The 25,444-nt window shown below is 67.5% G+C and carries 26 protein-coding genes and 1 pseudogene; 16 read left to right on the forward strand and 11 right to left on the reverse strand.

The features are described from left to right. Positions 1–110 (reverse strand): annotated as a pseudogene (locus IL252_RS14750) (IS5/IS1182 family transposase); the annotation flags it as partial. A gap of 87 nt (positions 111–197) precedes the next feature. Here IL252_RS14750 and IL252_RS14755 point away from each other — a divergent pair. Next, the gene (locus tag IL252_RS14755) at positions 198–386 is read left to right on the forward strand and encodes an antitoxin VapB family protein (protein WP_208628631.1); all 189 of its coding nucleotides are present in this window, start codon (positions 198–200) and stop codon (positions 384–386) included. 46 nt (positions 387–432) lie between these two features. Here IL252_RS14755 and IL252_RS14760 read toward each other — a convergent pair whose 3' ends face one another. Next, the gene (locus IL252_RS14760) at positions 433–1,008 is read right to left on the reverse strand and encodes a SprT-like domain-containing protein (protein ID WP_208628632.1); all 576 of its coding nucleotides are present in this window, start codon (positions 1,006–1,008) and stop codon (positions 433–435) included. A gap of 52 nt (positions 1,009–1,060) precedes the next feature. Further along, entirely contained in the window at positions 1,061–1,828 is a 768-nt protein-coding gene (locus IL252_RS14765; RefSeq protein ID WP_208628633.1) for a Nif3-like dinuclear metal center hexameric protein, read from the reverse strand. Positions 1,829–2,006: 178 nt separating this feature from the next. Here IL252_RS14765 and IL252_RS14770 point away from each other — a divergent pair, with 178 nt between their 5' ends. After that, on the forward strand, positions 2,007–2,474 hold the full coding sequence (locus IL252_RS14770) for a GNAT family N-acetyltransferase (protein WP_208628634.1): 468 nt from the start codon (positions 2,007–2,009) through the stop codon (positions 2,472–2,474). A 6-nt stretch (positions 2,475–2,480) separates the two neighbouring features. On the opposite strand, the gene IL252_RS14775 is transcribed toward IL252_RS14770, so the two are convergent. Then, positions 2,481–3,320, reverse strand: coding sequence for a hypothetical protein (locus IL252_RS14775; protein ID WP_208628635.1), 840 nt, complete (start codon positions 3,318–3,320; stop codon positions 2,481–2,483). A gap of 391 nt (positions 3,321–3,711) precedes the next feature. Here IL252_RS14775 and IL252_RS14780 point away from each other — a divergent pair, with 391 nt between their 5' ends. Beyond that, positions 3,712–4,353 carry a helix-turn-helix domain-containing protein gene (locus tag IL252_RS14780; protein WP_208628636.1) on the forward strand — a complete coding sequence of 214 codons (642 nt, stop codon included), beginning with the start codon at positions 3,712–3,714 and terminating at the stop codon, positions 4,351–4,353. Positions 4,354–4,470: 117 nt separating this feature from the next. Continuing rightward, positions 4,471–6,060 carry an oleate hydratase gene (locus IL252_RS14785; protein ID WP_208628637.1) on the forward strand — a complete coding sequence of 530 codons (1,590 nt, stop codon included), beginning with the start codon at positions 4,471–4,473 and terminating at the stop codon, positions 6,058–6,060. Positions 6,061–6,101: 41 nt separating this feature from the next. On the opposite strand, the gene IL252_RS14790 is transcribed toward IL252_RS14785, so the two are convergent. Next, positions 6,102–7,817, reverse strand: coding sequence for an ATP-binding protein (locus tag IL252_RS14790; protein ID WP_208628638.1), 1,716 nt, complete (start codon positions 7,815–7,817; stop codon positions 6,102–6,104). 272 nt (positions 7,818–8,089) lie between these two features. On the opposite strand from IL252_RS14790, the gene IL252_RS14795 reads away from it, so the two are divergent. From IL252_RS14795 to IL252_RS14825, 7 genes are all read left to right on the forward strand, one after another. Next, positions 8,090–8,866 (forward strand): basic amino acid ABC transporter substrate-binding protein, encoded by a 777-nt coding sequence (locus tag IL252_RS14795; protein ID WP_208628639.1) that lies wholly within the window; start codon positions 8,090–8,092, stop codon positions 8,864–8,866. Positions 8,867–8,871: 5 nt separating this feature from the next. Continuing rightward, positions 8,872–9,588, forward strand: a complete 717-nt coding sequence (locus IL252_RS14800) for an amino acid ABC transporter permease (RefSeq protein WP_208628640.1) — start codon at positions 8,872–8,874, stop codon at positions 9,586–9,588. After that, positions 9,585–10,316, forward strand: coding sequence for an amino acid ABC transporter ATP-binding protein (locus IL252_RS14805; RefSeq protein ID WP_208628641.1), 732 nt, complete (start codon positions 9,585–9,587; stop codon positions 10,314–10,316). The genes IL252_RS14800 and IL252_RS14805 overlap by 4 nt, the downstream gene beginning before the upstream one ends. Continuing rightward, positions 10,316–11,332 carry an amino acid ABC transporter permease gene (locus IL252_RS14810; protein WP_208628642.1) on the forward strand — a complete coding sequence of 339 codons (1,017 nt, stop codon included), beginning with the start codon at positions 10,316–10,318 and terminating at the stop codon, positions 11,330–11,332. Before IL252_RS14805 ends, IL252_RS14810 begins: the two co-directional genes overlap by 1 nt. A gap of 160 nt (positions 11,333–11,492) precedes the next feature. Then, positions 11,493–13,094, forward strand: a complete 1,602-nt coding sequence (locus tag IL252_RS14815; RefSeq protein ID WP_208628643.1) for a hypothetical protein — start codon at positions 11,493–11,495, stop codon at positions 13,092–13,094. A 74-nt stretch (positions 13,095–13,168) separates the two neighbouring features. Then, positions 13,169–14,089, forward strand: a complete 921-nt coding sequence (locus tag IL252_RS14820) for a GAF domain-containing protein (RefSeq protein ID WP_208628644.1) — start codon at positions 13,169–13,171, stop codon at positions 14,087–14,089. Beyond that, positions 14,086–14,757 carry a hypothetical protein gene (locus tag IL252_RS14825; protein WP_208628645.1) on the forward strand — a complete coding sequence of 224 codons (672 nt, stop codon included), beginning with the start codon at positions 14,086–14,088 and terminating at the stop codon, positions 14,755–14,757. The genes IL252_RS14820 and IL252_RS14825 overlap by 4 nt, the downstream gene beginning before the upstream one ends. On the opposite strand, the gene IL252_RS14830 is transcribed toward IL252_RS14825, so the two are convergent. Beyond that, the gene (locus IL252_RS14830; RefSeq protein WP_208628646.1) at positions 14,758–15,822 is read right to left on the reverse strand and encodes a Brp/Blh family beta-carotene 15,15'-dioxygenase; all 1,065 of its coding nucleotides are present in this window, start codon (positions 15,820–15,822) and stop codon (positions 14,758–14,760) included. A gap of 101 nt (positions 15,823–15,923) precedes the next feature. Between IL252_RS14830 and IL252_RS14835 the strand changes: the two genes are divergently transcribed. The 4 genes from IL252_RS14835 to IL252_RS14850 are packed head-to-tail and all read left to right on the forward strand — an operon-like array spanning position 15,924 to position 19,705. After that, positions 15,924–17,444 (forward strand): NAD(P)/FAD-dependent oxidoreductase, encoded by a 1,521-nt coding sequence (locus IL252_RS14835; protein WP_208628647.1) that lies wholly within the window; start codon positions 15,924–15,926, stop codon positions 17,442–17,444. Between the two features lie 53 nt (positions 17,445–17,497). Then, positions 17,498–17,998 (forward strand): DapH/DapD/GlmU-related protein, encoded by a 501-nt coding sequence (locus tag IL252_RS14840; protein ID WP_208628648.1) that lies wholly within the window; start codon positions 17,498–17,500, stop codon positions 17,996–17,998. 43 nt (positions 17,999–18,041) lie between these two features. Beyond that, entirely contained in the window at positions 18,042–18,470 is a 429-nt protein-coding gene (locus IL252_RS14845) for an SHOCT domain-containing protein (protein ID WP_208628649.1), read from the forward strand. A 59-nt stretch (positions 18,471–18,529) separates the two neighbouring features. Next, the gene (locus IL252_RS14850) at positions 18,530–19,705 is read left to right on the forward strand and encodes a hypothetical protein (RefSeq protein ID WP_208628650.1); all 1,176 of its coding nucleotides are present in this window, start codon (positions 18,530–18,532) and stop codon (positions 19,703–19,705) included. Between the two features lie 17 nt (positions 19,706–19,722). Here the strand turns inward: IL252_RS14850 and IL252_RS14855 are convergent, their stop codons facing one another. The 4 genes from IL252_RS14855 to IL252_RS14870 form a co-directional block, all read right to left on the reverse strand. Further along, a complete protein-coding gene (locus tag IL252_RS14855) occupies positions 19,723–20,349 on the reverse strand; it encodes a helix-turn-helix domain-containing protein (protein ID WP_208628651.1) in 627 nt (208 codons plus the stop codon). Between the two features lie 45 nt (positions 20,350–20,394). After that, positions 20,395–21,489, reverse strand: coding sequence for a radical SAM protein (locus IL252_RS14860; protein ID WP_208628652.1), 1,095 nt, complete (start codon positions 21,487–21,489; stop codon positions 20,395–20,397). After that, positions 21,486–21,782, reverse strand: coding sequence for a CGCGG family rSAM-modified RiPP protein (locus IL252_RS14865; protein WP_206039146.1), 297 nt, complete (start codon positions 21,780–21,782; stop codon positions 21,486–21,488). Before IL252_RS14865 ends, IL252_RS14860 begins: the two co-directional genes overlap by 4 nt. Positions 21,783–21,860: 78 nt before the next feature. Beyond that, positions 21,861–22,277, reverse strand: a complete 417-nt coding sequence (locus IL252_RS14870) for an SRPBCC family protein (protein WP_208628653.1) — start codon at positions 22,275–22,277, stop codon at positions 21,861–21,863. A gap of 147 nt (positions 22,278–22,424) precedes the next feature. On the opposite strand from IL252_RS14870, the gene IL252_RS14875 reads away from it, so the two are divergent. Beyond that, entirely contained in the window at positions 22,425–23,054 is a 630-nt protein-coding gene (locus tag IL252_RS14875) for a helix-turn-helix domain-containing protein (protein ID WP_208628654.1), read from the forward strand. Between the two features lie 22 nt (positions 23,055–23,076). Here IL252_RS14875 and IL252_RS14880 read toward each other — a convergent pair whose 3' ends face one another. Next, positions 23,077–25,437, reverse strand: a complete 2,361-nt coding sequence (locus IL252_RS14880; RefSeq protein WP_208628655.1) for a DEAD/DEAH box helicase — start codon at positions 25,435–25,437, stop codon at positions 23,077–23,079. Between the last annotated feature and the right edge of the window lie 7 nt (positions 25,438–25,444).

The following is a 25,444-nucleotide window of genomic DNA, read 5'->3' on the forward strand; positions in this document are numbered from 1 at the left end:
TAGTCGGCGAATCCGCCGCCACCTTCCGGGGCGGCGGATTCGTCTCCATCACCGGTAACAACTTGAGCAACCGGAACAACTTCGCTAATGAAGCGGGAGATTTGAGTCATGATCAACTGGAGTCTCCCGCTTCAACTCCTTTGATTTAGCGACCCATCCCGACGCCGCCTAGTGATTCAACACAGCCATGTACACACATGGGCACGATTCGAGTCAGCGAAGACGTGAAGGAGCGACTCCGAGACATGAAGCGGGACGACGAGAGCTTCAACGACCTGCTGGACCGCCTCAGTCGAAGCGCGAAGGACGTGGAGGCGATCGGCGAATCACTCCCGCCGCTCGGCGAGGAGGTGATCGAGCAGATGGACAACGGAGAGAGCGGCTGAACGATTCGCCGGAGCAACGCCGGTAGCTGATCGTCCCCGACAGGGTTCACGTCGTCCGTTCGACGCGTCGGAGTCGGTCGCCACAGCAGTCCGAGCGGTAGCGGTCGTACTCGCGGACGAACGGGCAGTCTCGGTAGCGTCGGGCGACGACGGTGCCACAGGTTCGACACTGGAAGGTCCAGCGCGCGTCGGCGAACGTCCGGCAGTGGACCTCGGTGTCGAGTGTCTCGGCGCGACGCCGGAACGCCGTGCCGTGGCCGGTCGTGCCGCAGTGTTGGTACTGTTCGACGTGGATCAGTTCGTGGCGCAGCGTCGACGCCCACTCCGCCTGCGAGAACTCGCGGAACGCGTCCCAGGTCAGTGACAGCGTACAGGCGAGTGGTCTGCCGTCGGCACCGGGGACGGCGTCCCAGTCCAGGGCCTCGTCGACGGTGGCGTCGTCGATCTGGGGGTGTCTGACCGCGGCGGCACGGCGGCGGGCTCGCGTCGAGACCGTCCACTCGACGAGGTCGAGGCGCACGTCCACGAGCCACTCGCGACGGGCGTGCTTGCAGTAGGCACGGGACCACGCGATCAGGTCGTCGTGCTCGTCGATCGCGTCGAACTCGACCGGCGCGTCCATCGGCGAACAGTGGCGGCCGAGGGCGCTTGAGCGATACGGTCCGTCGTGGTCGCTACAGTCCGGTCGGGTGATCCACGTAGGTCGTGGTCAGGCCCCACTCTTCGAGCAGCGTAGCAAGGGACTGGACGCCGACGGTCTCCGTGGCGTAGTGGCCGGCGAGGACGACCGTCAGCCCCGCCTCGCGGGCCTCGTGGTAGGCTTTCTGTTTGCCTTCGCCGGTCACGAGCGCGTCCACGCCAGCCTCGGCGGCTTCGCCGATCCAGTCGCTGCCGCTTCCGGTGACGATCGCGATGTCCTCGATCTCGTCGGGGCCGAAGTCGAGCACCTGCACGGGGTGGCCGGCGGTGTCGAGTTCGTCGGCCAGCGACGATCGGAGGGCCTCGGCGGTGAAGCTGCTGGCTGCCCGTCCGCGCTGGCCGATGTACTCCGGCCCGACCTCGCCGAAGGGAGTCCGATCGTCCAGTTCGAGCAGGTCTGCGAGTCCGGCCGCATTGCCCAGTTCCGGATGGCCGTCGAGCGGGAGGTGAGAGACGTACAGCCCCATGCCGTGCTCGATCAGGGGAGCCATCCGACGGTAGTGGGTCCCGGTCAGTCGCTCCATCCCGCCCCAGACGATGCCGTGGTGTGTGACCAGGAGATCGGCCCCGGCGTCGGCGGCCGCCTCGACGGTCGCCTCGGCGGCGTCGACGGCGACGGCGACGTGCTCGATCTCGGTCGAGCGGGTCTCGACCTGGAGCCCGTTCGGGCTCGCGTCCAGATCGGCGTAGGCCGCCGTGTCGAGTCGCTCGTCCAGTCGATCCGTGAGTGTCTGCAGTTCCATAGCCGGCCCTTCGGCGGCCCCGTCCGTATGCCTTCGGGGAGTCGTTCGGGCAGTGTTTCGTTAACAGATTTTGGGTAGCAACGCCCGCATTCGCTTCACTAAAGACGACCATCGGCTGGCGTGCGATCGGTTCCCAGACCACCAGAACAGCTATCGACGAGGGGTCTGTGACCGGCGTATGGATCTCGTCGAGGCGACGCGAGACGACGCCGAACTGCTCGCCGAGTACTGGTTCCAGCTGGCCAGCGAGATGGAGCCGTACTCGGAACTGAACGAGCTGGCTCACGACGATCCGGAAGACGTCGTCGAGGGTATCACACGGCACCACATCGACGGTGACGACACCACGGCCTTCCTGCTGGAAGTCGACGGCCGAACGGTCGGCTCGGTGCTCGTCCGCGAAGGGGAACACCCCTCACGGGCACTGGACAGGTACCTCCAGATCGTCGATCTGTTCGTCGAGCAGGGCCACAGAAGTCAGGGCCACGGCACCGCGGCCATCGAGTGCGTCGAGCGACTCGCGCGCGAACGCGGCGTCGACTACCTGAAAGTCTCCTGTGAGTGGGCCAACGAGGGAGCGCGCAACTTCTACGAGGACAGCGGCTTCACCGAAAAACAGGTGACCTACACGCAACGAGTCGAGTGAGCGCGATCAGTCGCCGCTCACGAGCGTCCCGTTCTCCTCGTCGATGAGCCCGCGCTTGATCGCGGCGTCGATGATCGCGTCGAACTCCCGGTCGCTGATCTCGTAGGCGCTCGTCGCGATGTCGTGGATCTCCGCGCGTTCGACCGGGAACTCGCGGTTCTGGAGGAGTCGCATCACCTTGTTGTACTCCAGTGCCGTCAGGGACGGTCCGTCGTCCTCCTCGCCCGTGTCGCCGGCACTGTGCGTCTGCTGGGTCCGGTCGGCCTCGGCGTCGTCGCTCGCGTCCCGGCCGTCCCGTCGCGGACGGGCATCGTCGCGTCGTTCGGCGCTCTCTGTTCGGCGTTCGTCCGAAGCACGGTCCGTTCGTGTCTCGCCGTCGCGACGGCGGTCGGCACCGTGATCGTCGCCCGTGCCGTTGTGCGAGTAACTCGACCCGGTTCGCTGGGTCTGGCCGTCGGCGTCGGACTGGGACGACTCGCTGCCGTCGTCGGATCGCCCCTCGCGTGTGGGTTCCGGTTCCGGCTTCGTGTCGTTGCTCGCGTCCGTCGGCTGGCCGTCGGCCACGGCGTCGTCGGCTCCGGTCGCGGTGCCTGGCTCGTCGTCGAGGAGCGCGCCCTCGGGGTCGAGATCCGGCACGTCGTCTACGGCAGCGGTGGCGTCCCCGTCGTCGCTGGCTTCGACGACCGTCTCGACGACGTGTGCGAGCTTCTGGCGACAGCTCGGACACAGTGAGACGGCTCGCTGCTGGTCGTCGGTCGGGTCCAGCGACGCCGGCACGACCTGGTACGGCTCGATCTGGGCGTCGAGGGCGGCACCACAGAAGTAACACGAGGATAGCTGTTCCATGCTCACCCGTGTGGTACGCGCGCACATAAATGGTCGCGCCACGGAGGCAGCGGTATTCGGATGAGAGATCGAAACTGGCGAGAAAGCACCGAAAGCCCTCGCGGTGCTTGCCCTTCGGTGTCGCCACTCCAGCACTCCTGCTTAGCTGAACGCTATCGAGCAGAGACACCAAAACCAACGAACTGCTCACTCCTCATACTACCGGCTGTACATCTGTGAACGATTTCGCCACCCCGGGGTGGCGAAGATCCTCACGAAGTGACAGCCGGCAGTATCACACTGGCCCAGTTAGAGAGGGGGACTACTTCAGCTTCGACGGTCGTCGTTCGGTCGTCCGGGCGCTCGAACGGCTCACCCACAGTCTTACGGTGCCCTGCCGGGAGGCCACAGTATGGGCGTCATCTGTGAATTCGAGTTGCACTCGGCGGCGCTCCCGCTCTGTGGCGTCGCGGCGGCGGTCGAGACGACATTGACGGTCGACAACACCGTCCTGGGGACGGACGGAGAGCCGGCGCTGGTGTTCTCGACGACTGGCGTCGATCCGGACGACATCGAGGCCGCCCTCACAGCAGCAGACTCCGTGGTCGACTTCGTCGCCATCGAGTCGGCGCTCGTCGAGTCGCGGTACCGGGTCGTGCTGGATACGGCACACGTCGGGATTTACGGCGAACTCGTCGATCGCCAGACGTATCCAAGCGGTGCGCTCGTGACCCAGCACGGGTGGCAAGTCAGTGCCCACTTTGCAGACAGGAACGCGCTCGAAGCGTTCAGTGATACCTGTCGTGAGGCGGGGATCGACTTCCAGCCACGGCGGCTCTTCGAGGCCGAGGGGAGTACCGAGAGCTACGGGCTGACCGAACCACAGCGGGAGGCACTGCGGGTGGCCTATCGCATGGGCTACTTCGAGGTACCCCGCGAAACCGACCTCGCGACACTCGCGGACGAACTCGACACGACGACGTCTGCACTCTCGGAACGGCTTCGGCGCGGCCACGAGCAACTCGTCGCCGAGACGATCGCGAGCGTGGAGTAGTCGTTTTATAAAAAGCAGGAATTATCCTGCAAATCGTTACTGCCGACACCCTCGTATTCCGACACGTAACGAGCCGACGAACCACACCGTGGCCCGATCCGAACGGAGAGATCCCCAATGACCATTCACCAGCAACCTCACGTCACCGATCGCGAAGCACACTTCACCGGCAGTGGTATCGCGTCACTGGCCGGCGCAGCCTTCCTCATTAGAGACGGGAACATGCCCGGCGAGAACATCCACATCTACGAGAAACTGGACGTCGTCGGCGGGGCGATGGACGGCGCGGGCGACCCCGACGAGGGATACGTCATCCGTGGCGGCAGGATGTTCAACTTCCCCGCCTACGAGTGTACGTGGGATCTGTTCCGGACCATTCCGTCTCTCGAAGATCCCGCCCGCTCGGTCAAAGCCGAGATGAACGAGTTCAACGAGATCCACGAGTCCTACGCCGAGACGCGTCTGATGGACGGAGCGACGCGGATCGACGCCTCGAACTACGGTCTCACCGGGCGACACCGGCGCTCGCTGCTCCGACTGCTGCTGACCTCCGAAGAGCGACTCGGCGACACGCGGATCGAAGAGTGGTTCGACGACGACTTCTTCGAGACGAACTTCTGGTACGTCTGGGCGACGATCTTCGCCTTCCAGCCCTGGCACAGCGTCGCCGAAGTCCGGCGGTACATGTACCGGTTCCTCCACGAGTTCCCCCGGCTCCACACGATGGAGGGCGTCGACCGGACCAAGTACAACCAGTACGACTCGATGATCCTCCCGCTGCGACGCTGGCTCGAAAACCGGGGGGTCTCCTTCGAGTACGGCCACGAGGTGACCGACATGGACATCGTCACCTCGCGGGCGGGCCGGACGGTCACGCAGATCCACTGTGAGACCGACAGCGGGACCGAGGCGATCCCGGTCGAGCCGACCGACCTGGTGTTCGTGACCAACGGCTCGATGACCGACGGGACGTCGCTCGGCGGGATGGACGAGGCTCCGGAACTGAACGAAACCGGCGCGTCCTGGGAGCTGTGGAAGTCCATCGCAGACGGGAATCCGCAGTTCGGGAATCCGTCGGTGTTCGCGGACAACGTCACGGAGACGAAGTGGGAGTCGTTCACCGTCACGCTGCACAACACCGACCTGTTCGACCACATCGTGGAGTTCACGGACGAAGACCCCGGCAACGGGCTCGTGACCTACCTCGGGTCGAACTGGCTGCTCTCGACGGTCGTCGCCGCTCAGCCCCACTTCGCGAACCAGCCAGACGACGTGAAAATCTTCTGGGGGTACGCGCTGTTCCCCGACCGGGAGGGGAACTACGTGGAGAAGCCGATGTCCGAGTGTACCGGCCGAGAGATCCTCCAGGAGCTGTGTTACCACCTGGAGTGTGAGGACCGACTGCCGGAGCTGTTGGAGGGCGTCGAGTGCATTCCCGCGATGATGCCGTTCATCACGGCACACTTCCAGCCCCGCGAGCCCGGCGACCGACCGGCCGTCGTCCCCGACGGATCGAACAACCTCGCCTTCCTCGGCCAGTACGCCGAACTCGACAGAGACGTCGTGTTCACCGTCGAGTACTCCGTCCGGTCGGCGATGGTGGCGGTCTACGAGCTGCTGGACCTCGACGAGACGGTCCCGCCGGTGAGCAAGCACTACCGCGAGCCCAGTGTCCTGGCCGACGCCGTCGGTGCGGCTTACCGCTGACACTGTCGGCGAGACCGCTTCCGGAGCTGCGACCGGCAGTCTCACTCCGTGAAAGCGTCGTTCGCACGCTGGAGCGTCATCTCGACGTGCGTGCCACCGCCCGTATCGGTGATCGACAGCGTCCCGTCCGAGCGTTGAACGTACCAGTTCAGGACCCACAGCCCGACGCCGGAGCCGTGATTGAGCACCGTCTCTTCGCCCTCGGTGAGGAAGGCGATCTCGTTGTCTGGAATCCCCCCGCCGTCGTCTTCGATACAGAGTGTCACTGTGTCTTGTGCCACCCGAGACGTGATCCCGACGTGCAGCGGCGTCGGGTTGTGTTCGATCGCGTTCTCGACCGCGTTGGCGACGGCAGCCTCGAAGCGCTCGATCACGTCGACGGGGACGTCGTCGACCGCGACCTCGATCGTCACCTCTGCCGTGTCGTCCCTGTAGGGATCGATAGCCGTCGCGACCAGCGTCTCCAGTGAGACGACCGTCGAGTCCGGGTCGCTGTCGACGATCTGCTGGATCTCTCTGGTCTTCTCGGCGTGTCCGAGCAGCCGCTCGGTCGCGTCGATCGCAGTCTGGACGCTCTCCTCGACCGTCTCGTCGTCGGTCCGGTGTCCGACACGGTCCATGTGGCCACGGGCAACGAGGAGCTCGTTCCGGATGTTGTGTCGGAAGACGCGAGAGAATACCTGGTTGAGCATCTGCAGCTCCTGCTCGCGCTGTCTGAGGGTCTCCTCTCGTCGTTTGACCGGCGTGATGTCACGTAACACCAGCACCGCCTCCGAGCCACCGTCACGGATCCGCTCGCACGTCACCGAGAACTGCCGACACTGGCCGTCGCGGGTGAGTTCGAACGCCACGTCGCTGCTGCCCCGACGGTAGTACTCGACGAGCGACGGGTAGTCGGCGAACAGCTCCTCGATGGGGAGGCCGGCGACATCGTCTGGCGTCCCGAACAGCCGCTTGCCGGCGGGGTTGACGTCGATTACGAGGCCGTTCTCGTCGATGGCGACGACGGGGTCGGGGATCGTCTCGACGACGGTCCGGCGGCTCACGGGGACCATCATGAACAGCTGGTAGCGAAAGAGCGACACGCCCCAGAGCCCGGCCGTGACGAGAAAGGCGAGCGGCGTCAGGTCGACGTAGAGTGGGATCGCGTCGATCGTCCGAAAGAGGTGCGTCTGTAACGCGCCGGGAAAGCCGATCGCCCACCCCGTCAACACCAGCAACAGGTGCTTTCGGTGGGCTCCGTGAGCCGTCTGTAGCTCCCGGAGGAGGAGTCCGACGGGCAGGATGACCAGCGCGACGGCGAACCCAATGTGGACGATGTACCAGGGACCGAGCGCCAGCTCGCTGATTCCGGCGGGATTCGCGGGGGTTTCTGGTGCTAACACGAGGTGGTGTAACGGGTTCGTCGCCGTCAGGACGATCGTGAGCGCAGGGATCACCGCGAGGACGGCTCCGGCGATCCACGACAGGTCGACCCGGTCGCGTTCGATGTACTCTCGGACGAACAGCGGCCAGCCGAAGACGACGAGGATCTGGAAAAAATGGCGGACAGTGGTGTTTATCCACACCGGCAACAGCTGTGTCGGCCACGTGATCAGCGCGAGCATGACTGACCATCCGGCCATCCCCACGAGACAGAGCACCAGCCCGTTCGCACCGGGCCGGTCCCGCCGTCGAACGGTGTAGACGGCCAGCCCGACGATCGGCACAGCACAGATGAGCATGAAGAAGCTCATCGACTGTGCTGGGCTGGTCATACTACCGTGGTAGGTAAGGGCACAGATAAACTCGGTCCCTACGTATCCAGACCTGATACTGGCGCGCTCGGGAGAGTGTGACCGTTCGTCGGCGGCGCGGTACAGGCCGGCCTCGAACGCGGTAGCGACGGCCGGACGGCGACGCCGGCCAGTGGCGGTTCGGATCTTACGGCCTCGCCCGGCTTCGAAAAATCCCGATCCCCGCCGTCGGCATGATAGACCATCCAGAACAGGCCCGAAACGTTCAACAGTGGCTCTACCGATCAATCGGTATGGCTCGTACGTACAGTATGGATCGGCGGGCGTACATGAAGACTGTCGGGGCCCTCGGGGCCACGACAGCGATCGCCGGCTGTTCGAGTAGCGAAGAGAACACGGAGACGATCGTCCCCGGAACGAACTCCGGGTTCCCGCCGTTCGAGTACACCGAGGACGGCGAACTGGTCGGCTTCGACATCGAACTGGCCGAGACGGTCATCGACCGGGCCGGCTACGAGGTCGGCGAGTGGCAGGACATCGCCTTCGAGTCGCTGATCCCGTCGGTGCTGGACGGCGACATCGACCTGATCGCCGCCGGCATGACGATCGGCCCGGACCGCCAGGAGCAGATCGCCTTCACCGACCCCTACTGGGAGTCCAGCCAGGCCGTCCTCGTCCAGGAAGGCGGCGAGTTCCAGCCGGCGTCTGTCGAGGATCTCGAAGGCGTCCGCGTCGGTGCCCAGGGCGGCACCACGGGCGAGGGCGAAGCCGAGGCACTCGTCGAGGAGGGACTCGTCGCCGAAGACGACCTCCGGCGCTACGACAACTACACGCTGGCCGCCCAGGACCTCGAAAACGGCAACGTCGACGCCGTGATCGTCGACGAGCCCGTGGCCGGGAGCTTCGCGGGCGACCGTGCGGTCGCGATCGCGTTCGTCATCGACACCGGCGAGCAGTTCGGTATGGGGATGCGCCCCGACGACGAGCGCCTGAGCGATCTGAACGACGCGCTCGCGGAACTGCGCGACGACGGCACCTACGACGAGCTCGTCGGCGAGTGGTTCGAGTGAGATAGATGGCGGGGCTCGTGTTGCAAAGCAGCGATTGGCTCTTCGTCGCCAGCAACGCGGACTTCCTGCTGCTGGGAACGATCGTCACGGTGCTGTTGACGATCACCAGTCTCTCGCTTGGGTTCCTGGCCGGCTTCCCGATGGGAGCGATCGAGGTGTACGGGCCGGACTCGCTGCGGTCGGTGGTCGGCACCGTCGGCGTCGTCCTCCGTGGCACGCCGATCGTCGTGCTCGTCGTGTTGCTGTACTTCGGGCTCCCGATCCCACAGCTGGGTACCGTGCCGGCGCTCGACATCCAGGTGACGCCGTTTCTCGCGGCGACGCTGGCGCTGGGGCTCCGCAGCGGGGCCTACCAGAGCCAGGTGTTTCGGGGCGCGATCCAGTCGATCAGAGAGGGCCAGATGGAGGGGGCCCGCTCGATCGGTATGAGCAAGCTCCAGGCCATCCGCCACGTGATCTTCCCGCAGGCGATCCGGCGCTCGATTCCGGGCTTTCAAAACGAGTTCACGATCGTGCTGAAAGACACGAGCGTCGCCTTCGCGATCGGGCTGGCGGAGCTGCTGACCCGGGCCGAGAACCTCTATCTCCAGCCGGGCCGGGGCACCGCCGTGATGGAGGTCATCCTCACGATCACCGCGATCTACTTCGTATTGACCGTCGCGACGAACCGGACGCTCGATCGACTACACGACCGCTACGCGATCCCAGGAGGCAACGAATGAGCCTACTTCGACTCGAAGAGGTCGAGAAATCGTACGGGAACGAGGAGGTACTGCACGGCGTCGGGTTCGAGATGGACACACAGGACGTGGAGGTGATCGTCGGCCCGAGCGGGTCGGGCAAGTCCACCCTGTTGCGCTGTGTCAACCGTCTCACCGAGATCGACGGCGGGTCGATCTTCCTCGACGGCGAGGACATCCACGCGATGGACGAGAACGACCTCCGGCGACGGGTCGGGATGGTGTTTCAGGACTTCAATCTCTTCGCGCACCGTACCGCGGTGGGCAACGTCACGCTGGGGCTGACCGAGGTGCTCGATCTCCCGAGCGCCGAGGCCCACCACCGCGCGATGGAGTACCTCGATCGCGTCGGGCTGGCCGAGCAGGCAGACTCCTACCCGGCGGAGCTGTCGGGCGGCCAGAAACAGCGGGTCGGGATCGCTCGCTCGCTGGCGATGGACCCCGAACTCATCCTGTTCGACGAGCCCACCAGCGCGCTGGACCCGGAGCTCATCGGCGAGGTGCTTGGCGTGATGGACGACCTGGCCGACGAGGGGATGACGATGCTGTGTGTCACCCACGAGATGGGCTTCGCCCGCTCTGCGGCCACCACGCTCACCTTCCTCGACGACGGGCAGATCGTCGAGCGGGGGCCGCCCGAACAGCTGTTCGACGACCCCGAACACGACCGCACACGCGAGTTCCTGGGCGATCTCACAGAGATCCACTGATGAGCACGGACCAGACCCAACCCGCCGCCGTCGGCGATCTGCCGGGCCGGCGACGCCTCGCCGTCGTGACCGTCGGCGTCGTCTTCTGGACGTGGCTGTCGCTGCGCTGGGCCTACCACAACACGGTCCTCGACGCCGTCGCGACGGCGCTTGGCTTCCCAGACCTGCTCCGCTCGGAGACGGCGGTGCTCGCTCGCGAGCCGTGGCTCCCGACGGCACCGTTCGAGAACGCCGCCGAGACCCTGACCGCCGTCGGTGCCGATCTGGGGCCGCTCGGACTCCTCGCGGAGTGGCTCGCCTGGCCGTTCGAACTGACGGCCTTCGCCATCGAGGGCGGGCCGGCGATGGCCGCCGGTGCCTTCATCACGGTGTACCTGACGCTCGCGTCGATGGTGCTGGGACTGGCGATCGCCGTCCCGCTCTCCGTCGCGCGGGTCTACGGCGGGCGGATCGTCGGCACCGTCTCGCTCGCGTACACGGAGCTCATCCGCGGGACGCCGCTGCTCGCCCAACTGTTCTTGCTGTACTACGGGCTCCCCCTGGCAGCGGAGATCGAGGGGCTCGGGTTCGTCGGCGAGGGGGCCGTGCCACGGGCGGCCGTCTTCGTGGCGATCGTCGGCTTCACGATCAACTCCTCGGCCTACCAGGCCGAGTACATCCGGGGGGCGCTCCAGTCGGTCGACAGCGGACAGCTCGTGGCCGCCCGGTCGATCGGCCTCTCGAAGGCGGCGGGGATCCGCCACGTCGTCCTGCCACAGGGACTGCGCTACGCGATCCCCGGCTGGACCAACGAGTTCGTCTATCTCATCAAGTACTCCTCGCTGGCCGCGTTCATCACCGTGCCCGAACTGTTCCGGCAGGCACGGATCATCGCCGCCGATAGCTTCCGTGTCACGGACACCTACGCCGTCGTGGCAGTGCTGTATCTCGCGCTGGTGTTGACGACCGCGCTGGCGATGGATCGACTCGAAGCGGCCGTCGCGATCCCCGGCCTCGGGCCCGCCGACGAGCGGTGAGGGCGGCTGCCTCTCGCCACCTCGGGACGGCGACGGTCCCGCGCCACCTCGGGACGGCGACGGTCCCGCGCCACCTCGGGACGGCGACGGTCCCGCGACAGCACCAATCGGTGTTTCGAGCATCCAAAAGTTAAGACAGTGAAGCGTGAACGACTGCACTATGGCAAGTAGTGCAGGAGACGGCGTCGAGGATCGGTTGCTCCGCGTCTGCGAGCAACTCCAGATACCGAAAGAGACGTTACAGATCACCCAGGTCCGGCTGGGACAGCTGCGCAACAAGCCCGAGATCGACGAGGAGAACATCGACGACTTCCTGGCGGCGGCACTGGTCCTGTCGGCTCGCGAGGACGGGCTCCCGGTCGACGAGGACACGGTCGCGAGCGCGTGGTCCGAGCTGCTCGACGACCGGGAGATCACGATCACGGAGCAGCGACTCGACACCGCGAGCGTCTACCTCGACGTCGACGAGGTCCCGCCCAAGCCCCAGGCGCTCGCCGACCGCCTGGGCCTGGCCGTCGAGATGCCCGACTCGCTGGTCGACGTGGCACACCGGATTCTGCTCGACGCCTTCGAGCTGAATCCGGAGGTGATCGCGAACGGGCGCTCGCCGGGGGCGACCGCCGGGGGTGCGCTGTCGCTGGCGGCGCTGGTCAACGGCCACGACGCGGAGGACGTACAGAACGTCCTCAGCGGGGCCTCGAAGACCAGCCGCGTGGCGATCGAGAACCGCGCGGAGGCGCTCAAACGCCTGCTCGGCGATCGACTGCAAGACGAGCGCTACCAGATGAACGCCGAGACGGAGGGAGAGGTGGCCCAGCCGGTCGAAACGGCGACGGCCACCGACGGCGCTGGCGAAGCCGAGGAGCAGTCGGCTTCGGAGCCCGACGAGGTCGGCGAGCCCGAAACTCCGTCTGGGCCGACGGGGGGAGACACGGACGGCGAGACTCCCGCTACGCCGACACCGGAAGACACGGACAGCGAGTCCGAGACCCCAGAGACAGAGGCGGAGCCCGAGGTGACCGTCCAGGCGGTCGAAGACGAGATCGACGCGCTGGTCGAGGAGCTCGGCGTCGACGCGCCGACGCGCCTGCTCGCACGCGGGATGGTGGGCGACGCCGTCGGCGAGGTCGACGTGTCGAACGCGACCGAGCTGGCGGGGGCGACACTCGTCGCGGGGCTGCGGCTGAACGAGGCCGACACCGACGTCGGGGACGTGGCCGCTCGCCGGCCCGTCGAGGCCCGCGCCGTCGTGCAGACGCTGGGCGCGCTGGACGAGGCGATCGACGCGGACATCCCCAGCCCCAGCCCGGAGGAGATCGTCGCCGATCTCGTCGCCGAACTCGACCTCTCCGACGCCGTCGCCGAGGAGAGTCGGCGGACGCTCGAACGGTACGCGGCCGACGAACCCGACAGCGACTACACGGCCGCCGAGTTGGCCGCCGGCTCGGTCGTGTTCGCTGCGACGGTCAACGGGACACAGGTCGACGTAGAGCAACTGGGGGCGATCAGCGGAGCGACCCCCGCGTTCGTCACCGACGCGATGAACGACATCGTCGTCTCGCTGTGTCTGGGCCTCGTCGCCGGTGAGATCGACTACGAGGAGTGCTCGTGGACGACCGACCTGCTGGAGTCGGAGCTCTCACCGGATCTGGGCGACTCCCGGACCGGCCGGGCCATCGCCGTCGCCAAGACCTACACGGCGGGCCGGGAAGGCCGCCACGTCGACGACGCGACGCTCGACGCGGTGCTTGGCACGGAGTAGCACTCGCAGTTTTCGCTGCTGATACTTCGGCCAGTACGTACATACCGCTCGTGGCAGACGGTGTAGCCAACAGCATGCCGTCTCATCGCATCCTCTGTGTCGATCCCGACGAGGACGCCCGCGAGGACACGGTCGAACAGCTCCGGACCGAGCTCACGGAGTTCGATCCGGTCTTCGAGACCGCGGCGACCCTCGACGACGCGAAAGCAGTCGTCTCGACCGATCTGGCCGCCGTCGTCACGGAGTACGACCTGGCCGACGGCACGGGTCTGGAACTGGTCACCGCGGTCCGTGACACCGCACCCGACGCGGGGTGTATCCTCTACACCGACGCATCCCCGGACGCCATCGGCACCGACGAACTGCGCGGGACCATCACCGAGTACGTCGGCAAGGGCTCGGTGTTCGGGACCGAGCGCCTGGCCAGACTGCTCCAGACGACTGTGGAGGGCAAGTCACAGGCCTCCTACCCGCTGCCACAGAACGAGCGCGAGCGGCTGGCGGCCCTCCAGTCGTACGATCTCGACGACCGGGCACTGCTTGACTCCCTGGACCGGATCACCGACCTGGCGGCCACGCACTTCTCGGTCGATCGCGCTTCGATCAACATCATCAGCGAGCACAGCCAGGACTTTCTGGCCTGCTACGGCGGGGCCAACGAGTGGGACACGATGGACCGGCAGGACTCTATCTGTACGTTCACGATCGTCGAAGACGACGACGTGCTCGCCGTCGAGGACGTGACCGAGGACCCGCGCTTCGAGTCCCGCAGCGACACGCTCCTGGACATGGGAATTCGGGCGTATCTGGGCGCGAACCTCGTGACCAGGAGCGGGCTCGTGATCGGGCCGCTGTGTATCTACGACGACGAGCCGCGTTCGTTCTCGGCGGCCGACGAAGCGTACCTCCGCGACCTGGCGGCCGTCGCCATGGACGTGATCGAACTCCACGCTCGACTGGACGACGGCGTCGAGACGGACGGAGGAGACCCATGAGCGGCGGCTACGAGTTCGGCGACGGCGTCCCGATCGAACCGATCGAGGCGGGTTCGACCGTGCTGGTCGCCGGGCCGGCGCTGAGCCGCGCCGAGGATCTCGTCCGCTCGATGGTCGCCGACGGGACGGAGACGGGCGACGGCATGCTGTTCGTCTCGACCAACCAGAGCTGCGAGAAGCTGCTCGACAGCTGCCGTCGACTCCACCCGTCGTTCGACACCGACCGGGCGGGCGTCATCGACTGTACCGGCCAGGACCTCGCAGAGTCACAGTTTGATCTCAGGGTCCGGTCGATCTCGACCCAGAGCGACCTCACCGGCATCGGGATGCGCTTCTCGGCGCTGTACGAGTCGCTGTACGCCGACGCCGTCGACGGCCGCGTCCGGACCGGGCTGGTCAGCCTCTCGTCGCTGTCGATGTACGTCGACATGCGGGCGCTGTTCCGGTTCGTCCAGACGCTCTCTGGTCGAATCGACAGCGCCGACGGACTGGGGCTGTTCTCGATCGATCCGACGACCCACGACACGAAGACGGTCAACACGATCAGCCAGGTGGCCGACGGGCGGATCGAAGTCCGGGAACCGGAGTCGAGCGACGCCGATGGCGAGGTGCGCGTGCGCGGCCTGCGCGGTCAGCCGGACGGCTGGCAGCCGTTCACGCTGCCGTAGTCACGGGACGTACCAGATGCCCCGGTCGCGGTCCAGTAGCGAGCCAACGAGGACGTGTGGGAGCGCGACGATACTGATGAAGACGCTCCAGAACGCGACTGCACCGGGGAGTGCGGCGGTCCCGGCGAGGGGATTGGGGAACAGCCAGTAGACGACCGCGAGGACGGCGAACGTCGCCAGCGCACCGGCGATCAGGATGCCCCACGCGCGCAGCGCCACCGTCGACGCCGAGGTGCCCCCGACCAGGTCCCACTCGTCGTCTCCGACCGGTTCGGCCTCGACGGTCGCCGTCCGAGCGACCTGGCGGGCCGAGTACCAGAACGGGAAGTACAGACCGACCGCGACCAGCACGGGCACGACGGCGAAGTACGCGGCCAGCAGGACGGACTCGCCAGCGTCGACGAGCCAGGCGCGGCCGCCGCCCCGGACGTAGCCCAGTCCGACGTGCGTGCCCAGCGCGAGCGCGTAGCCGACGGCGATCACCCGCCGTGTCAGGTCGAACTGGCCGCTGTAGGCCGCAAGCGCGCCGGGTTCGACGAGCCCGACCATCAGCGAGCTGAAGCTGTGGAACGTCGTCGGGTGGAAGACGATGGGGACGAGCATGACCGCACCGCCTCGAACGGCGACCGCGAGCGCACGCTGTGGACGGGTCTGTAGGTGCTCGGTGCCACTCGTCGCCGCCAGTACGTGGAGCCCACCGAGCCCGCCTTTCGCCATCGCGACCACCAGGGCGAGCGCGAGCCCCGCGACCGGCGCGAGCAAGAAGAGTCCCACGAAGGCACCGATCGCCAGCAGGTACGCTCCGACGTACCGCCACCGGACCGTCGGCCGTCGCCGCCGGAGGTTCTCGAAGTGCTCGTACCCGCCGTGTGGGAGGTTCAGCGCGACCATCCCGACGAGGTAGACGACCATCTGGGCCCGGAGCGGGACCTCGATCCCGGCGAGGGCGAGCCCGCCGAACCCGACGACCAAGACCAGCAGCGCGGCCCGCGAGAGTCCGAGCGACGGGTGTGTGTCCGCGTCCCGGTGCAGCCGCCACGGCGAGGAAGTCTCTGTCGGGCGCATCGTCGGACGCTAGCGTCGTTCGTGGAAAAAGTGGGATACCTAACTCCCAGTGTGTGAGAACGCGAGGTGCCCTCAAAACGACGGGATCACTAGCAGCGGCCATGCGAGATCCGCTCTCGGGCGATCCGACGGTGACGGTGATCGGCGGCGGGTTCGGCGGCCTCTCGGCGGCCGCGTACCTCGGACGGGCGGGCCTGGACGTCCGACTGCTCGAACGCCACGACCGGGTCGGGGGCCACGCCGGTGTGCTCGAACGCGACGGGTTCCGGTTCGACACGGGACCGTCCTGGTACCTGATGCCAGACGTGTTCGAGCGGTTCTTCGCTCACTTCGACCGCGAGCCGGGCGACTACTACGAACTGGAGCGACTCGATCCACAGTACCGGGTGTGCTGGAAGGACGGCGACAGCGTGACGGTCCCGCCCGACCGCGACCGCGTCGAGGCGATCTTCGAGTCCTACGAGACGGGGGCCGGCGAGGCACTCGCCGCGTACCTCGACGACGCCGAGCGCAACTACGAGCTGGCGATGGATCGCGTCGTCTACGAGGGCCGTGAGCGACTCCGAGAATTCGTCGACACCGACCTGCTCCCGATGGCACCGCGCTATCGCCTGTTCGGGAACATGGACGACTACGTGAGCCGCTACGTCGAACACCCGAAGCTCCGCCAGCTCCTGGAGTACACCCTCGTCTTCCTCGGTGGCTCGCCGTACAACACCCCGGCGCTGTACTCGATCATGAGTCACGTCGACCTGAACCTGAACGTCTTCTACCCCGAGGGGGGTATCGCCAGTGTCGTCGACGCGCTGGCGGAGCTGGCCCGCGAGCACGGCGTCACCATCCGGACCGGCGTCGAGGTCCAGCACGTCGGCGGCGCGGTCGGTCAGTTCGAACTGGCGACCGACGACGGCCTCGTCGAGAGCGATCTCGTCGTCAGCAACGCCAACCCGGCCGACACCGAACGAGCGCTGCTCGACGACCGGGACCGCGCACACGAGCCCGGATACTGGGACGACCAGACCTACGCGCCGTCGGCGTTCATGCTGTATCTCGGAGTCGAGGGCGACGTGGACCCGCTCGAACACCACACGCTCGTCTTGCCGACGGACTGGTCGGACCACTTCGAGGCGATCTTCGACGAGCCGCGCTGGCCCGACGATCCGGCCTACTACCTCTCGGTGACATCGAAGACCGACGACACCGTCGCCCCCGACGGCCACCACGCGGTCGTCGCGCTCGTCCCGATCGCTCCGGGCCTCGACGACGGTCCGGACGTACGCGAGCGGTACCGCGAGCAGGTCCTCACGGATCTGGCCGAACACACCGGCGTGGATCTCCGCGACCGGATCGTCTCGGAGACGACGGCCTGCGTCAGCGAGTTCGCCGAGCGCTACGGCGACCCCGATGGGACGGCGCTGGGTCTCGCCCACACCCTGTTCCAGACCGGCCCCTTCCGACCGAGTCACCGCGGTCCGCTGGAGGGCTTCTACTACACTGGGGCCTACACGACCCCGGGGATCGGGATGCCGATGTGTCTCATCAGCGGCGAACACACCGCCTCCGCGATCTTCGAGGACTATCCGGCCCTCGGCGACGCCGAGGCCCTCGCGTCGATCGAGTGACGCTGCGGCGTCGCCGGAGGAACCGACTTGTCGACGGCGCACCTACGGCAGGTATGGACGGACGCGAAGCGAAGCGGTCGACCGTCGACGACAGCGTCGAAGTCCGCGACGTACCGGCCGCCGGCTGGTACCAGATACGGAACCCGATCCGATTCGGCCTGACGTACTACGTCTTCGAACTGTGTAAACACCTGCCGCCGATCGTCAAGAACCCGGTCTATCGTGCCTTCGGCGTCGAGATCGGGGCGGACTCCGTTCTCGCGCCGGCCGTCGTCGTCGACCCGTTCTTTCCGGAACAGATCACGATCGGCGAGGGGTCGCTGATCGGCTGGGGCACGAAACTGCTCACCCACGAGGGCTACACCGACGAGTGGCACGTCGGGCCCGTCGAGATCGGCGACGACGTGACCCTGGGTCACGGCTCCTCGACGCGGCCGGGCGTGACGATCGGCGACGGTGCGACGGTCGCCGCCCACTCGTTCGTCAACCGCGACGTAGCGCCGGGCGAGCGCGTCGGTGGGGTCCCGATCGAGCCGCTGTCCAGCGACGAGTGACGCTCTCGCCACCATTATAACCGTCTCCCGAGAACCACGACCAATGAGCGAGGAGACCCCGATCGATCGCGCCCGCGAGAACGCCACCGGGATCGTCTCCATGCTGGTGACCGGGATCTGGATGTTCGGTCTGTTCACCGGCCAGGAGTGGTGGCTCCCGGCGCTGATCGTCGGATACGCCGTGTTTATTCCACTGACCGCGACTCTGTTCGGCGACAAAGACGAACGCGAAACGTGGGCCGGTGACTTGACCGACAGTTCGTCGCGCGAGACGACGGACGAGCGAACGCGAGAGCCGGAAAGTGACGACGAGACGGCCCTGGAGGCGCTTCGCCGTCGCTACGCCGAAGGCGAACTCACCGACGAGCAGTTCGAGCGCAAGCTCGACCGGCTGCTTGAGACCGAGACGCTCGAAGACGTCGAAGAGTACCGCGAACGGGCAAGCCAGGAGCGCGAGCGAGAACTGGAGTAGTCTCTGTCCCCAAGTCGTTCGCCCGTAGCTTTAGGCCGACGGCGGGCGTCCCTTCGACGATGTCGCCACCACGGGTCTCGCGGTGGTCGCGGCGGTTCGTCGGGGCAGGCGCGGCCGCTTTTGTCGCCTGGGCAGTCCTCGCGCCCCTCGGTGTCGGACGACGGCTGGCGGTCGTCCTGTTGCTGTACGGCTTCGTCTTGCACACCGTCTTCGGGAAGTCCTACGCGCTGATCCCGTCGTACTTCGACCGGACGCTGGCGACGCCGCGAGCGCCGGCCGTCCAGTTTCCCCTGTCCGTCGTCGGCGTCGTCGCGCTGGCAGCCGGAACACGGCCGGGCGTCCCCGGCGTCGTGTCGACAGTCGGCGCGGTGGCGTGGTTCGCCGGTGTTCTCGTCTGGCTCGGCGCACTCGGGTGGACCGTCCGGGACAACCGCTCGGGCGCAGCGACCGCCACCGGCGACCACCAGTCCGACCGGCGACCGATCGATCGCGTCAGCAACGCGGCCGTCCCGCTCGTCGCTGGCTATCTGTCGGTCGGGAGCTACGCGCTGTGTGCGGGTGCGGTCGGGCTCCCAGCGCCGCTTGGCGGTGTCCCGGTGCGGATCTCTCACCTGCTGGGGGCGGGCGGGGCCACGCTGCTGGTGCTTGCTGTCGGCTTCCGACTGTTCCCGCGGTTTCTGGTCGCACACCCCCCGCGTGTGCTCGTGTTCGTCGTTCTCGGTGCCGGCAGCGTCGGCCCCGCACTCCTCGCGGCGGGGCTGGACGGCGGGTCGGTCCTGGTGGCCGGCGCTGTCGTCGAGGCGGTCGCGATCCTCGGCTTCGCGCTCGCCTACGGACTGCTGTACCGCCGCTCCGACCGCACGCGGGTCGGGCTGCGGGCCGTCCTCGCGGCCGCCGCCGCTGGCGTCGTCACGGTCGGTCTGGCGACGCACCTCGTCTTCGCCGGGCGAGCCCCCGCCGTGGTGACCCTGCACTATCAGTTCGCGCTCGTGGGCTTTCTGGGCCTGACGATCGTCGGTGCGGCCCTGCAGTTCTACCCCCCGTCGGTGGGCGTCTGGCCGGGCTCGAACGATCGGACGGCGCTGGCCAGCGTCTCGCTTCTCGCCGTCGGACTGCTGTGCCAGCTCGCGGGGCTGGTCGTGCCGGGCGCGACCGCGGTCGGACAGCTGGCCGTGCTCGGGGGGGCAGTCGGCTACGCCTACCTGCTCGCGAGTGCGTTCGTCGCCCGCGGGTGAAGAGCAGCGAAAAGGCTCTACGCCAGTACGTCGTCGAGCAGCTTGGTCTGGGCGGCCGCGAGGTGCTCGGCCAGCGTCGAGACGGAGATGTCGAGCGCCTCGGCGACCTCACCGGCGTTCGCGCCTTTCGGATAGTCGAAGTACCCCATCTCGTGGGCGGTCTCCAGCACTTCGTGCTGTCGATCGGTCAGCTGTCCGCGGTCGACGACGACGGCGTCCCCCAGCGTCCCCTCGCCGTGCTGGTGGAGCGAGCGCAGGGCCACGTCGCCGAACACGTCCCGGAGTTCCTCGACGACGGCACGCACCTGGGCCGCGTCGTCGACGTGGGCCGTGGCGATGACCTGCCCGTCCTCTGCCTGGATGTCGCTGACCGCACAGTCGAACGTCTCGACGGCGTCACAGAAACAGTCCTGGTCGGGATCGCGCCGGAAGCGATAGCGCGCCTCTGATCCGTTCTCGAAGAGCGGTTCGACGGACTCGCCCACCTCGGTCCCGGCGGGCGCGGAGAACTCTTCGACGACTGCGTCGCCCCCGGTCGAACGCGTGACGTTCGTGACCGACCCGTCGACCTGCTCGGACACGTCGGCGACGGGGCAGGCCTCGGGCGAGTCGATCGCCAGCTCGACGCGAAGTCCCTCGGACATAGCCGCTACTTGGCGTTCCCACAGTAAAACGGGAAACGCGTGTTCTCAGTCTGTGGGAACGCGTTCCTCGTGGGTCGCGGGCAGCGGGCCGTCGTACTCGTCGGGCACGAACGAGCACAGCGGATCGCTGCCCATCGGGTCGCCGGTCGCCGCGTACGCTCGCGAGCGGCTCCCGCCACAGACCCCGCGGTAGGGGCAGGCACCGCACTTTCCTTCCAGGGCACTGTCGTCCCGGAGGCGCTGAAACAGCGCTGAGTCCCGATAGAGGTCGACGACGCTCTCCGAGCGGACGTTGCCGGCCGACTCCGGGAGGAACCCCGAGGGGTACATCTCGCCGGTGTGACTGACGAAGGCAAAGCCCTGGCCCGCGCGGATGCCGGTGCGACGCTGGAGCCCGTCGTTGTCTCCCGAGTCGCCGTCGCGCTCTCGCTCGATGGTCACCCGTCGGTAGTGGGGTGCTTCCGTCGTCTTGAGGCCGAACGGCTCCGACTCGGAGACCTCGTGGAGCCACTCCATCACCCGCTCGGCCCGGTCGGGGCTAATCTGGGTCAGCACCCGGCCCCGACCGACCGGGACGAGGAAGAACACCGACCACATGACCGCACCGAGGTCGGCCACGAGTTCCCGGATCGCCGGCAGCTGGTCGACCGTCTCGGCACACACCGTCGTGTTGATCTGCAAGGGGAGCCCGGTCTCGCGGGCGGCCTCGGCGGCCGCGAGCGTCGCCTCGAAGCTCCCGGACTCGCCGCGAAAGGCGTCGTGGGAGTCGGCGTCGCCCCCGTCCAGAGAGAGGGCCATCCGGCGGAGCCCGGCGTCCTGCAGGGCTTCGATGCGCTCCGGAGTCAGCGACTCGGTGCCGCTGGGGGTCAGTGTCATCCCCAGTCCCTGCCGGGTACCGTACGCGACGAGTTCGGTCACGTCGTCGCGCACGAGCGGATCGCCCCCCGAGAGCACGACCAGCTGGCCGTCGCCGAAGTCGGCGGCCTGATCGAGCAACCGCTTGCCCTCGGCGGTCGTGAGCTCGTCGGGGTGGCGCTCGGGCTGGGCGTCGGCTCGGCAGTGCTTGCAGGTCAGGCCACAGGCCTGGGTCAGCTCCCAGATCAGCACCAGCGGCCGTTCCTCGACGTCGACGCCCCTCATTGGACCTGGACGCGGACCACGTGGCCGCCACAGCCACACTGTTCGACGTAGTCGTAGGTCACGTCCTCGCGCGCTTCGAGGGCGTCGTAGAGGTACGTCTCCGGGTGGCCGTGCTCGCCGTGCGTGACGAGGTTGACGTGGTTGCCCGAGGCGGTGTGTTCGATCGCGTCGATCGCCTGGGCCACGACGAGGTCGCGGTCGTCGCCGTGTTCTGGCTGTTCGAGGTTCACCGACCAGGAGTTCTCGTGGACGTGGTCGGTCACGGGCTCGACGTCGTCGTGTGAGACGCTCATGCGAACAGCTTGGAGCGCCACGACCGACTGCACCGTCCCGAACATGTGGGGGACACTTTCCAGGGGGCGAGAACCGGACTACGAGAGTTCCGCTTCGAGCCAGTCGAACTGCGCGTTCAGCTCGGAACTGCGCTGGCGCTTGACGACGGTCGCGTCCAGCACCTGGCCGACGATCGGCAGGTCGACGGCCTCGAACGTGGTCGTCGCCGAGATCGTCGTGCCGTCGTCGGTCTCTTCGAGGTGGTAGGCCGTGTGCATGTCCTCGAAGATCCCCTCTTCCTGTTCGTAGGCGAGCACGGCGTCGTCGTCCGCGACGATGCCGGCGATGAGTTCGACGTCGAACAGCCCCACGCGGTTCTGGATCCGGATGGTCTCGCCCTCCACGCGGACGGCGTCGAACCCGGCGGCGCTCATGAACGACTCGGTCTCTTCGACCAGCGGGAGGACCGCCTCGGGTGCGGCCGGCAGGTCCCGTGTCACCGTGACTTCTTCCATGGGTGCTGGCGCGTCGCCCGTCCGTTTAAGCCTTCTGCGGTCGCTGTGCGACAGCGCGGCGCTCTCCCCAAGAGTTTTGCACGCCACGGCCGTAACCGAACATATTCGGGACAGGGCCCGTCGCCCCGGACGAACATATTCGCACACATGCCACGAGCCGAACTGACGCTGACGATTCCAGAGGAGGTGTGGATCGGTTCACTCTCGCGGTCGTTTCCGGACGCGGAGTTTCGCATCCTGGCGGCGGTCCCCGGCGAGGAGTCGGGCGTCGGGCTCACGGAGATCACCGCCGACGAACTGGTCGCCATCCTGGGCGAGATGGACGAGACCGAGGCCGTCACCAGCCTGGAGATCCTCCAGCGCTGGGAGGACACGGCGCTGGTCCAGTTCGAGACCAGCGATCCGCTCCTGTTGTTCCCGGTCCAGGGCTCCGGAATCCCCCTGGAGATGCCGTTCACACTCAGCGACGGCGAGGCCCGCTGGGAGATCACCGCGCCCCAGGAGCGACTGTCCGCGCTGGGCCAGCAACTCGAAGAGTTCGGCATTCCGTTCCACGTCGAGCGGGTCAGCCAGCACGTCGAGACCGAGCAGTTGCTCACGGGGAGCCAACTGGAGTTGATCCAGGCCGCCGTCGAGAACGGCTACTACGACACGCCGCGGGACTGCTCGCTGACCGAACTCGCCTCGGAGGTCGGCATCGCCAAGTCGACCTGCAGCGAGACGCTCCACCGCGCCGAGGAGAAGATCGTCAAGGAGTTCGTCGAGGAACTGAGCTGATCTCTCTCTAAACTGAACGCGGTCACTCCGTCAGCTCGTCCAGCAAGTACGTCGCCAGCCCCTTGTCCAGCGGGTCGTTGGCGTTGCCACAGTGGGGCGACTGCACGCAGGCCGGGCAGCCGTCGGCACAGTCACAGGACCGCAGCATCGAGAGCGTCGTCGCCAGCAGCCCCTCGATGTCGTCGTAGGCGCTCCGGACGATGCCGACGCCGCCGGGGTGGCCGTCGTACACGAAGATCGTCGGCTCGTCGGTGTGGGGATGGAGCGGCGTCGAGAGCCCGCCGACGTCACGGCGATCACAGAGGTACTCGAAGGGGAGCATCGAAATCGCGGCGTGTTCGGCGGCGTGGATGCCGCCGGGGAAGTCGCCGGGATCGTCGGGCGCTGGCGGACGGTCGCGGCCGCAGTCGGTCGCCGGGACCGCCTCGCCCAGCATCGCCCGCTCCAGATCCGTGGGGACGGTGACGTACAGCGCCTTGGTCCTGAGAGTGGTCTCGGGGAGATCGAGACTGCGCCGGCCGATCACCTCGCCGTTCTGGCCGTCGCGGCGCTCGTAGCCGGTGATCTGCTTGCGTACGGTCACGTCCGCGAAGCGCACGGGCACGTCGGGCCGGGCGTCGAGCGTGTCCGCCCGCAGGTCGGCCTCGACGGTGATCTCTTTGTCGTGGCGCACCCGCGTGAAGTAGTCCGCCCACGTCCGGTCGAGTTCGGCGATGCCGTGATCGAGGTCGAGGTCGGTCACCTCGTAGGTCGTCCCCTGGTGGTGGTAGATCGCGCCGGGGTGTGCGTCTCGCAGCGCGTCGCCGAGGGGCAGCGTCGCGATCGTGTCCGCCCCGTGGCGCAGCTGGATCGACTGGTCGTCGACGGTCCGGAGACTCGTCTCGTGCTGGGGGCTGCCCTCGCCGCTGTACACCCAGCGGGTCCCCGCCTCGGTCGTCCGGCGCGTGAGGCGGCCGTCCCGCTCCAGGTCGGCCACCAGCGCGGGAAACGTCTCGCCGAAGTACCGGTCGTCGTCGGGTTTCAACCACGTCTCTCGGGCGGCCGAACAGGCGTGTGCAGGCATGAGCTGTTCGTTCTCCGGGTTCGTCACCGCGCGCTCGGGCGGGTGCTCGAACAGCGTGTCCGGGTTGTCGACGACGTACTGGTCGAGCTGGTCCTCCCCGCCGACCAGCACGACGAGGGCGGGATCGCGCCCGCGTCCGGCCCGCCCCGCCTGCTGGAAGGTCTGCATCCGGGTGCCGGGGTAGCCATCGAGCACGACGGCGTCGAGACCGCCCACGTCGACGCCGAGTTCCAGCGCGTTCGTGCTCCAGACGCCACGCAGCGCGCCGGACTTGAGCTCTCGCTCCAGCCGACGGCGACGGTCGTCGGTCAGTGCGGCCTGGTACGCACCGACGGCGTCCGCGAGGTCGTGGGCTCCCCGGTCGCGCAGTGCCTCGGCGCTGTCCGTCGCGTAGCGCTCTGCGGTCTGGCGCGAGCCGGTGAACACCACCGTCTGGAGGCCTCGCTGGACCAGATCGACGAACAGCCGTTTGGTCTCGACGTGACTGGACGTCCGGCGGCCGCTCCCCCAGCCGTCGCCGCTGTACTCGGGCGGGTTCCACACCAGCCAGTGGCGGGGGCCGCTGGCGCTGGCGTCGTCGTCGACGAGTCGGTACGAGAATGGGGCGGTGCCAGTCACCGTGGCGGCGTGTTCGACGGGATTGCCGATCGTCGCCGAGCAACAGAGCCACTCCGGATCGGCGTCGAACCGCGCTGCGACGCGCTGGAGGCGTCGAAACACGAGCGCGACGTGGCTGCCGAACACGCCTCGGTAGCTGTGGACCTCGTCGACCACGACGGTGTCGAGCCGCTGGAAGAACCACTTCCAGAGGCGGTGTGCGTGGGGCAAGATGCCGTAGTGGAGCATGTCCGGCGTCGTCAGGAGGACGGTGGGCTGGCGCTCGCGGATCTGCTCTTTCTCGGTCTGGGACTGGCGGCCGGTGTACTGGGCGACCGACACGCCGGAGGCAAAGCCCAGTCGCTCCGCCAGCGCCGAGAGCGTCTCCGTCTGGTCGTTGATCAGCGCGACCTGCGGGGCGACGTAGAGTGTCGTCCGGCGATCTTCGAGGGCGCGCTCGAAGGCCGGGACCGTGTAGGCGAGACTCTTGCCGCTTGCCGTCGCGGTCGAAAGCACCACGTTGTCGCCGTCACGGACGGCCTCGACGGCCTCGGCCTGGTGAGCGTAGAGCTGTTCGATGCCGTCCTCGGCCAGCGCGTCGGCCAGCCGGTCGTGTACGTCGAGGTCGGCGACGGTCGCGTCCCGTCCCGGCACCGTCCGCTGGTCGACGATCTGCCCCTCGTAGAAGGGTCGTTCGCGGAGCCACGCGATAGTCTCGTCCACGACCGCT

Source organism: Halomicrobium sp. IBSBa (assembly GCF_017612575.1).
Classification (GTDB): Archaea; Halobacteriota; Halobacteria; order Halobacteriales; family Haloarculaceae; genus Halomicrobium.

Coding starts and splice junctions, on each gene's coding strand:
- IL252_RS14850 (WP_208628650.1), top strand. CDS start 18,530: ATGTCGCCACCACGGGTCTCGCGGTGGTCGCGGCGGTTCGTCGGGGCA.
- IL252_RS14770 (WP_208628634.1), top strand. CDS start 2,007: ATGGATCTCGTCGAGGCGACGCGAGACGACGCCGAACTGCTCGCCGAG.
- IL252_RS14835 (WP_208628647.1), top strand. CDS start 15,924: ATGCGAGATCCGCTCTCGGGCGATCCGACGGTGACGGTGATCGGCGGC.
- IL252_RS14785 (WP_208628637.1), top strand. CDS start 4,471: ATGACCATTCACCAGCAACCTCACGTCACCGATCGCGAAGCACACTTC.
- IL252_RS14865 (WP_206039146.1), bottom strand. CDS start 21,782: ATGAGCGTCTCACACGACGACGTCGAGCCCGTGACCGACCACGTCCAC.
- IL252_RS14825 (WP_208628645.1), top strand. CDS start 14,086: ATGAGCGGCGGCTACGAGTTCGGCGACGGCGTCCCGATCGAACCGATC.
- IL252_RS14800 (WP_208628640.1), top strand. CDS start 8,872: ATGGCGGGGCTCGTGTTGCAAAGCAGCGATTGGCTCTTCGTCGCCAGC.
- IL252_RS14760 (WP_208628632.1), bottom strand. CDS start 1,008: ATGGACGCGCCGGTCGAGTTCGACGCGATCGACGAGCACGACGACCTG.
- IL252_RS14755 (WP_208628631.1), top strand. CDS start 198: ATGGGCACGATTCGAGTCAGCGAAGACGTGAAGGAGCGACTCCGAGAC.
- IL252_RS14815 (WP_208628643.1), top strand. CDS start 11,493: ATGGCAAGTAGTGCAGGAGACGGCGTCGAGGATCGGTTGCTCCGCGTC.
- IL252_RS14840 (WP_208628648.1), top strand. CDS start 17,498: ATGGACGGACGCGAAGCGAAGCGGTCGACCGTCGACGACAGCGTCGAA.
- IL252_RS14845 (WP_208628649.1), top strand. CDS start 18,042: ATGAGCGAGGAGACCCCGATCGATCGCGCCCGCGAGAACGCCACCGGG.
- IL252_RS14780 (WP_208628636.1), top strand. CDS start 3,712: ATGGGCGTCATCTGTGAATTCGAGTTGCACTCGGCGGCGCTCCCGCTC.
- IL252_RS14820 (WP_208628644.1), top strand. CDS start 13,169: ATGCCGTCTCATCGCATCCTCTGTGTCGATCCCGACGAGGACGCCCGC.
- IL252_RS14795 (WP_208628639.1), top strand. CDS start 8,090: ATGGCTCGTACGTACAGTATGGATCGGCGGGCGTACATGAAGACTGTC.
- IL252_RS14860 (WP_208628652.1), bottom strand. CDS start 21,489: ATGAGGGGCGTCGACGTCGAGGAACGGCCGCTGGTGCTGATCTGGGAG.
- IL252_RS14875 (WP_208628654.1), top strand. CDS start 22,425: ATGCCACGAGCCGAACTGACGCTGACGATTCCAGAGGAGGTGTGGATC.
- IL252_RS14810 (WP_208628642.1), top strand. CDS start 10,316: ATGAGCACGGACCAGACCCAACCCGCCGCCGTCGGCGATCTGCCGGGC.
- IL252_RS14805 (WP_208628641.1), top strand. CDS start 9,585: ATGAGCCTACTTCGACTCGAAGAGGTCGAGAAATCGTACGGGAACGAG.
- IL252_RS14855 (WP_208628651.1), bottom strand. CDS start 20,349: ATGTCCGAGGGACTTCGCGTCGAGCTGGCGATCGACTCGCCCGAGGCC.
- IL252_RS14765 (WP_208628633.1), bottom strand. CDS start 1,828: ATGGAACTGCAGACACTCACGGATCGACTGGACGAGCGACTCGACACG.
- IL252_RS14790 (WP_208628638.1), bottom strand. CDS start 7,817: ATGACCAGCCCAGCACAGTCGATGAGCTTCTTCATGCTCATCTGTGCT.
- IL252_RS14870 (WP_208628653.1), bottom strand. CDS start 22,277: ATGGAAGAAGTCACGGTGACACGGGACCTGCCGGCCGCACCCGAGGCG.
- IL252_RS14830 (WP_208628646.1), bottom strand. CDS start 15,822: ATGCGCCCGACAGAGACTTCCTCGCCGTGGCGGCTGCACCGGGACGCG.
- IL252_RS14775 (WP_208628635.1), bottom strand. CDS start 3,320: ATGGAACAGCTATCCTCGTGTTACTTCTGTGGTGCCGCCCTCGACGCC.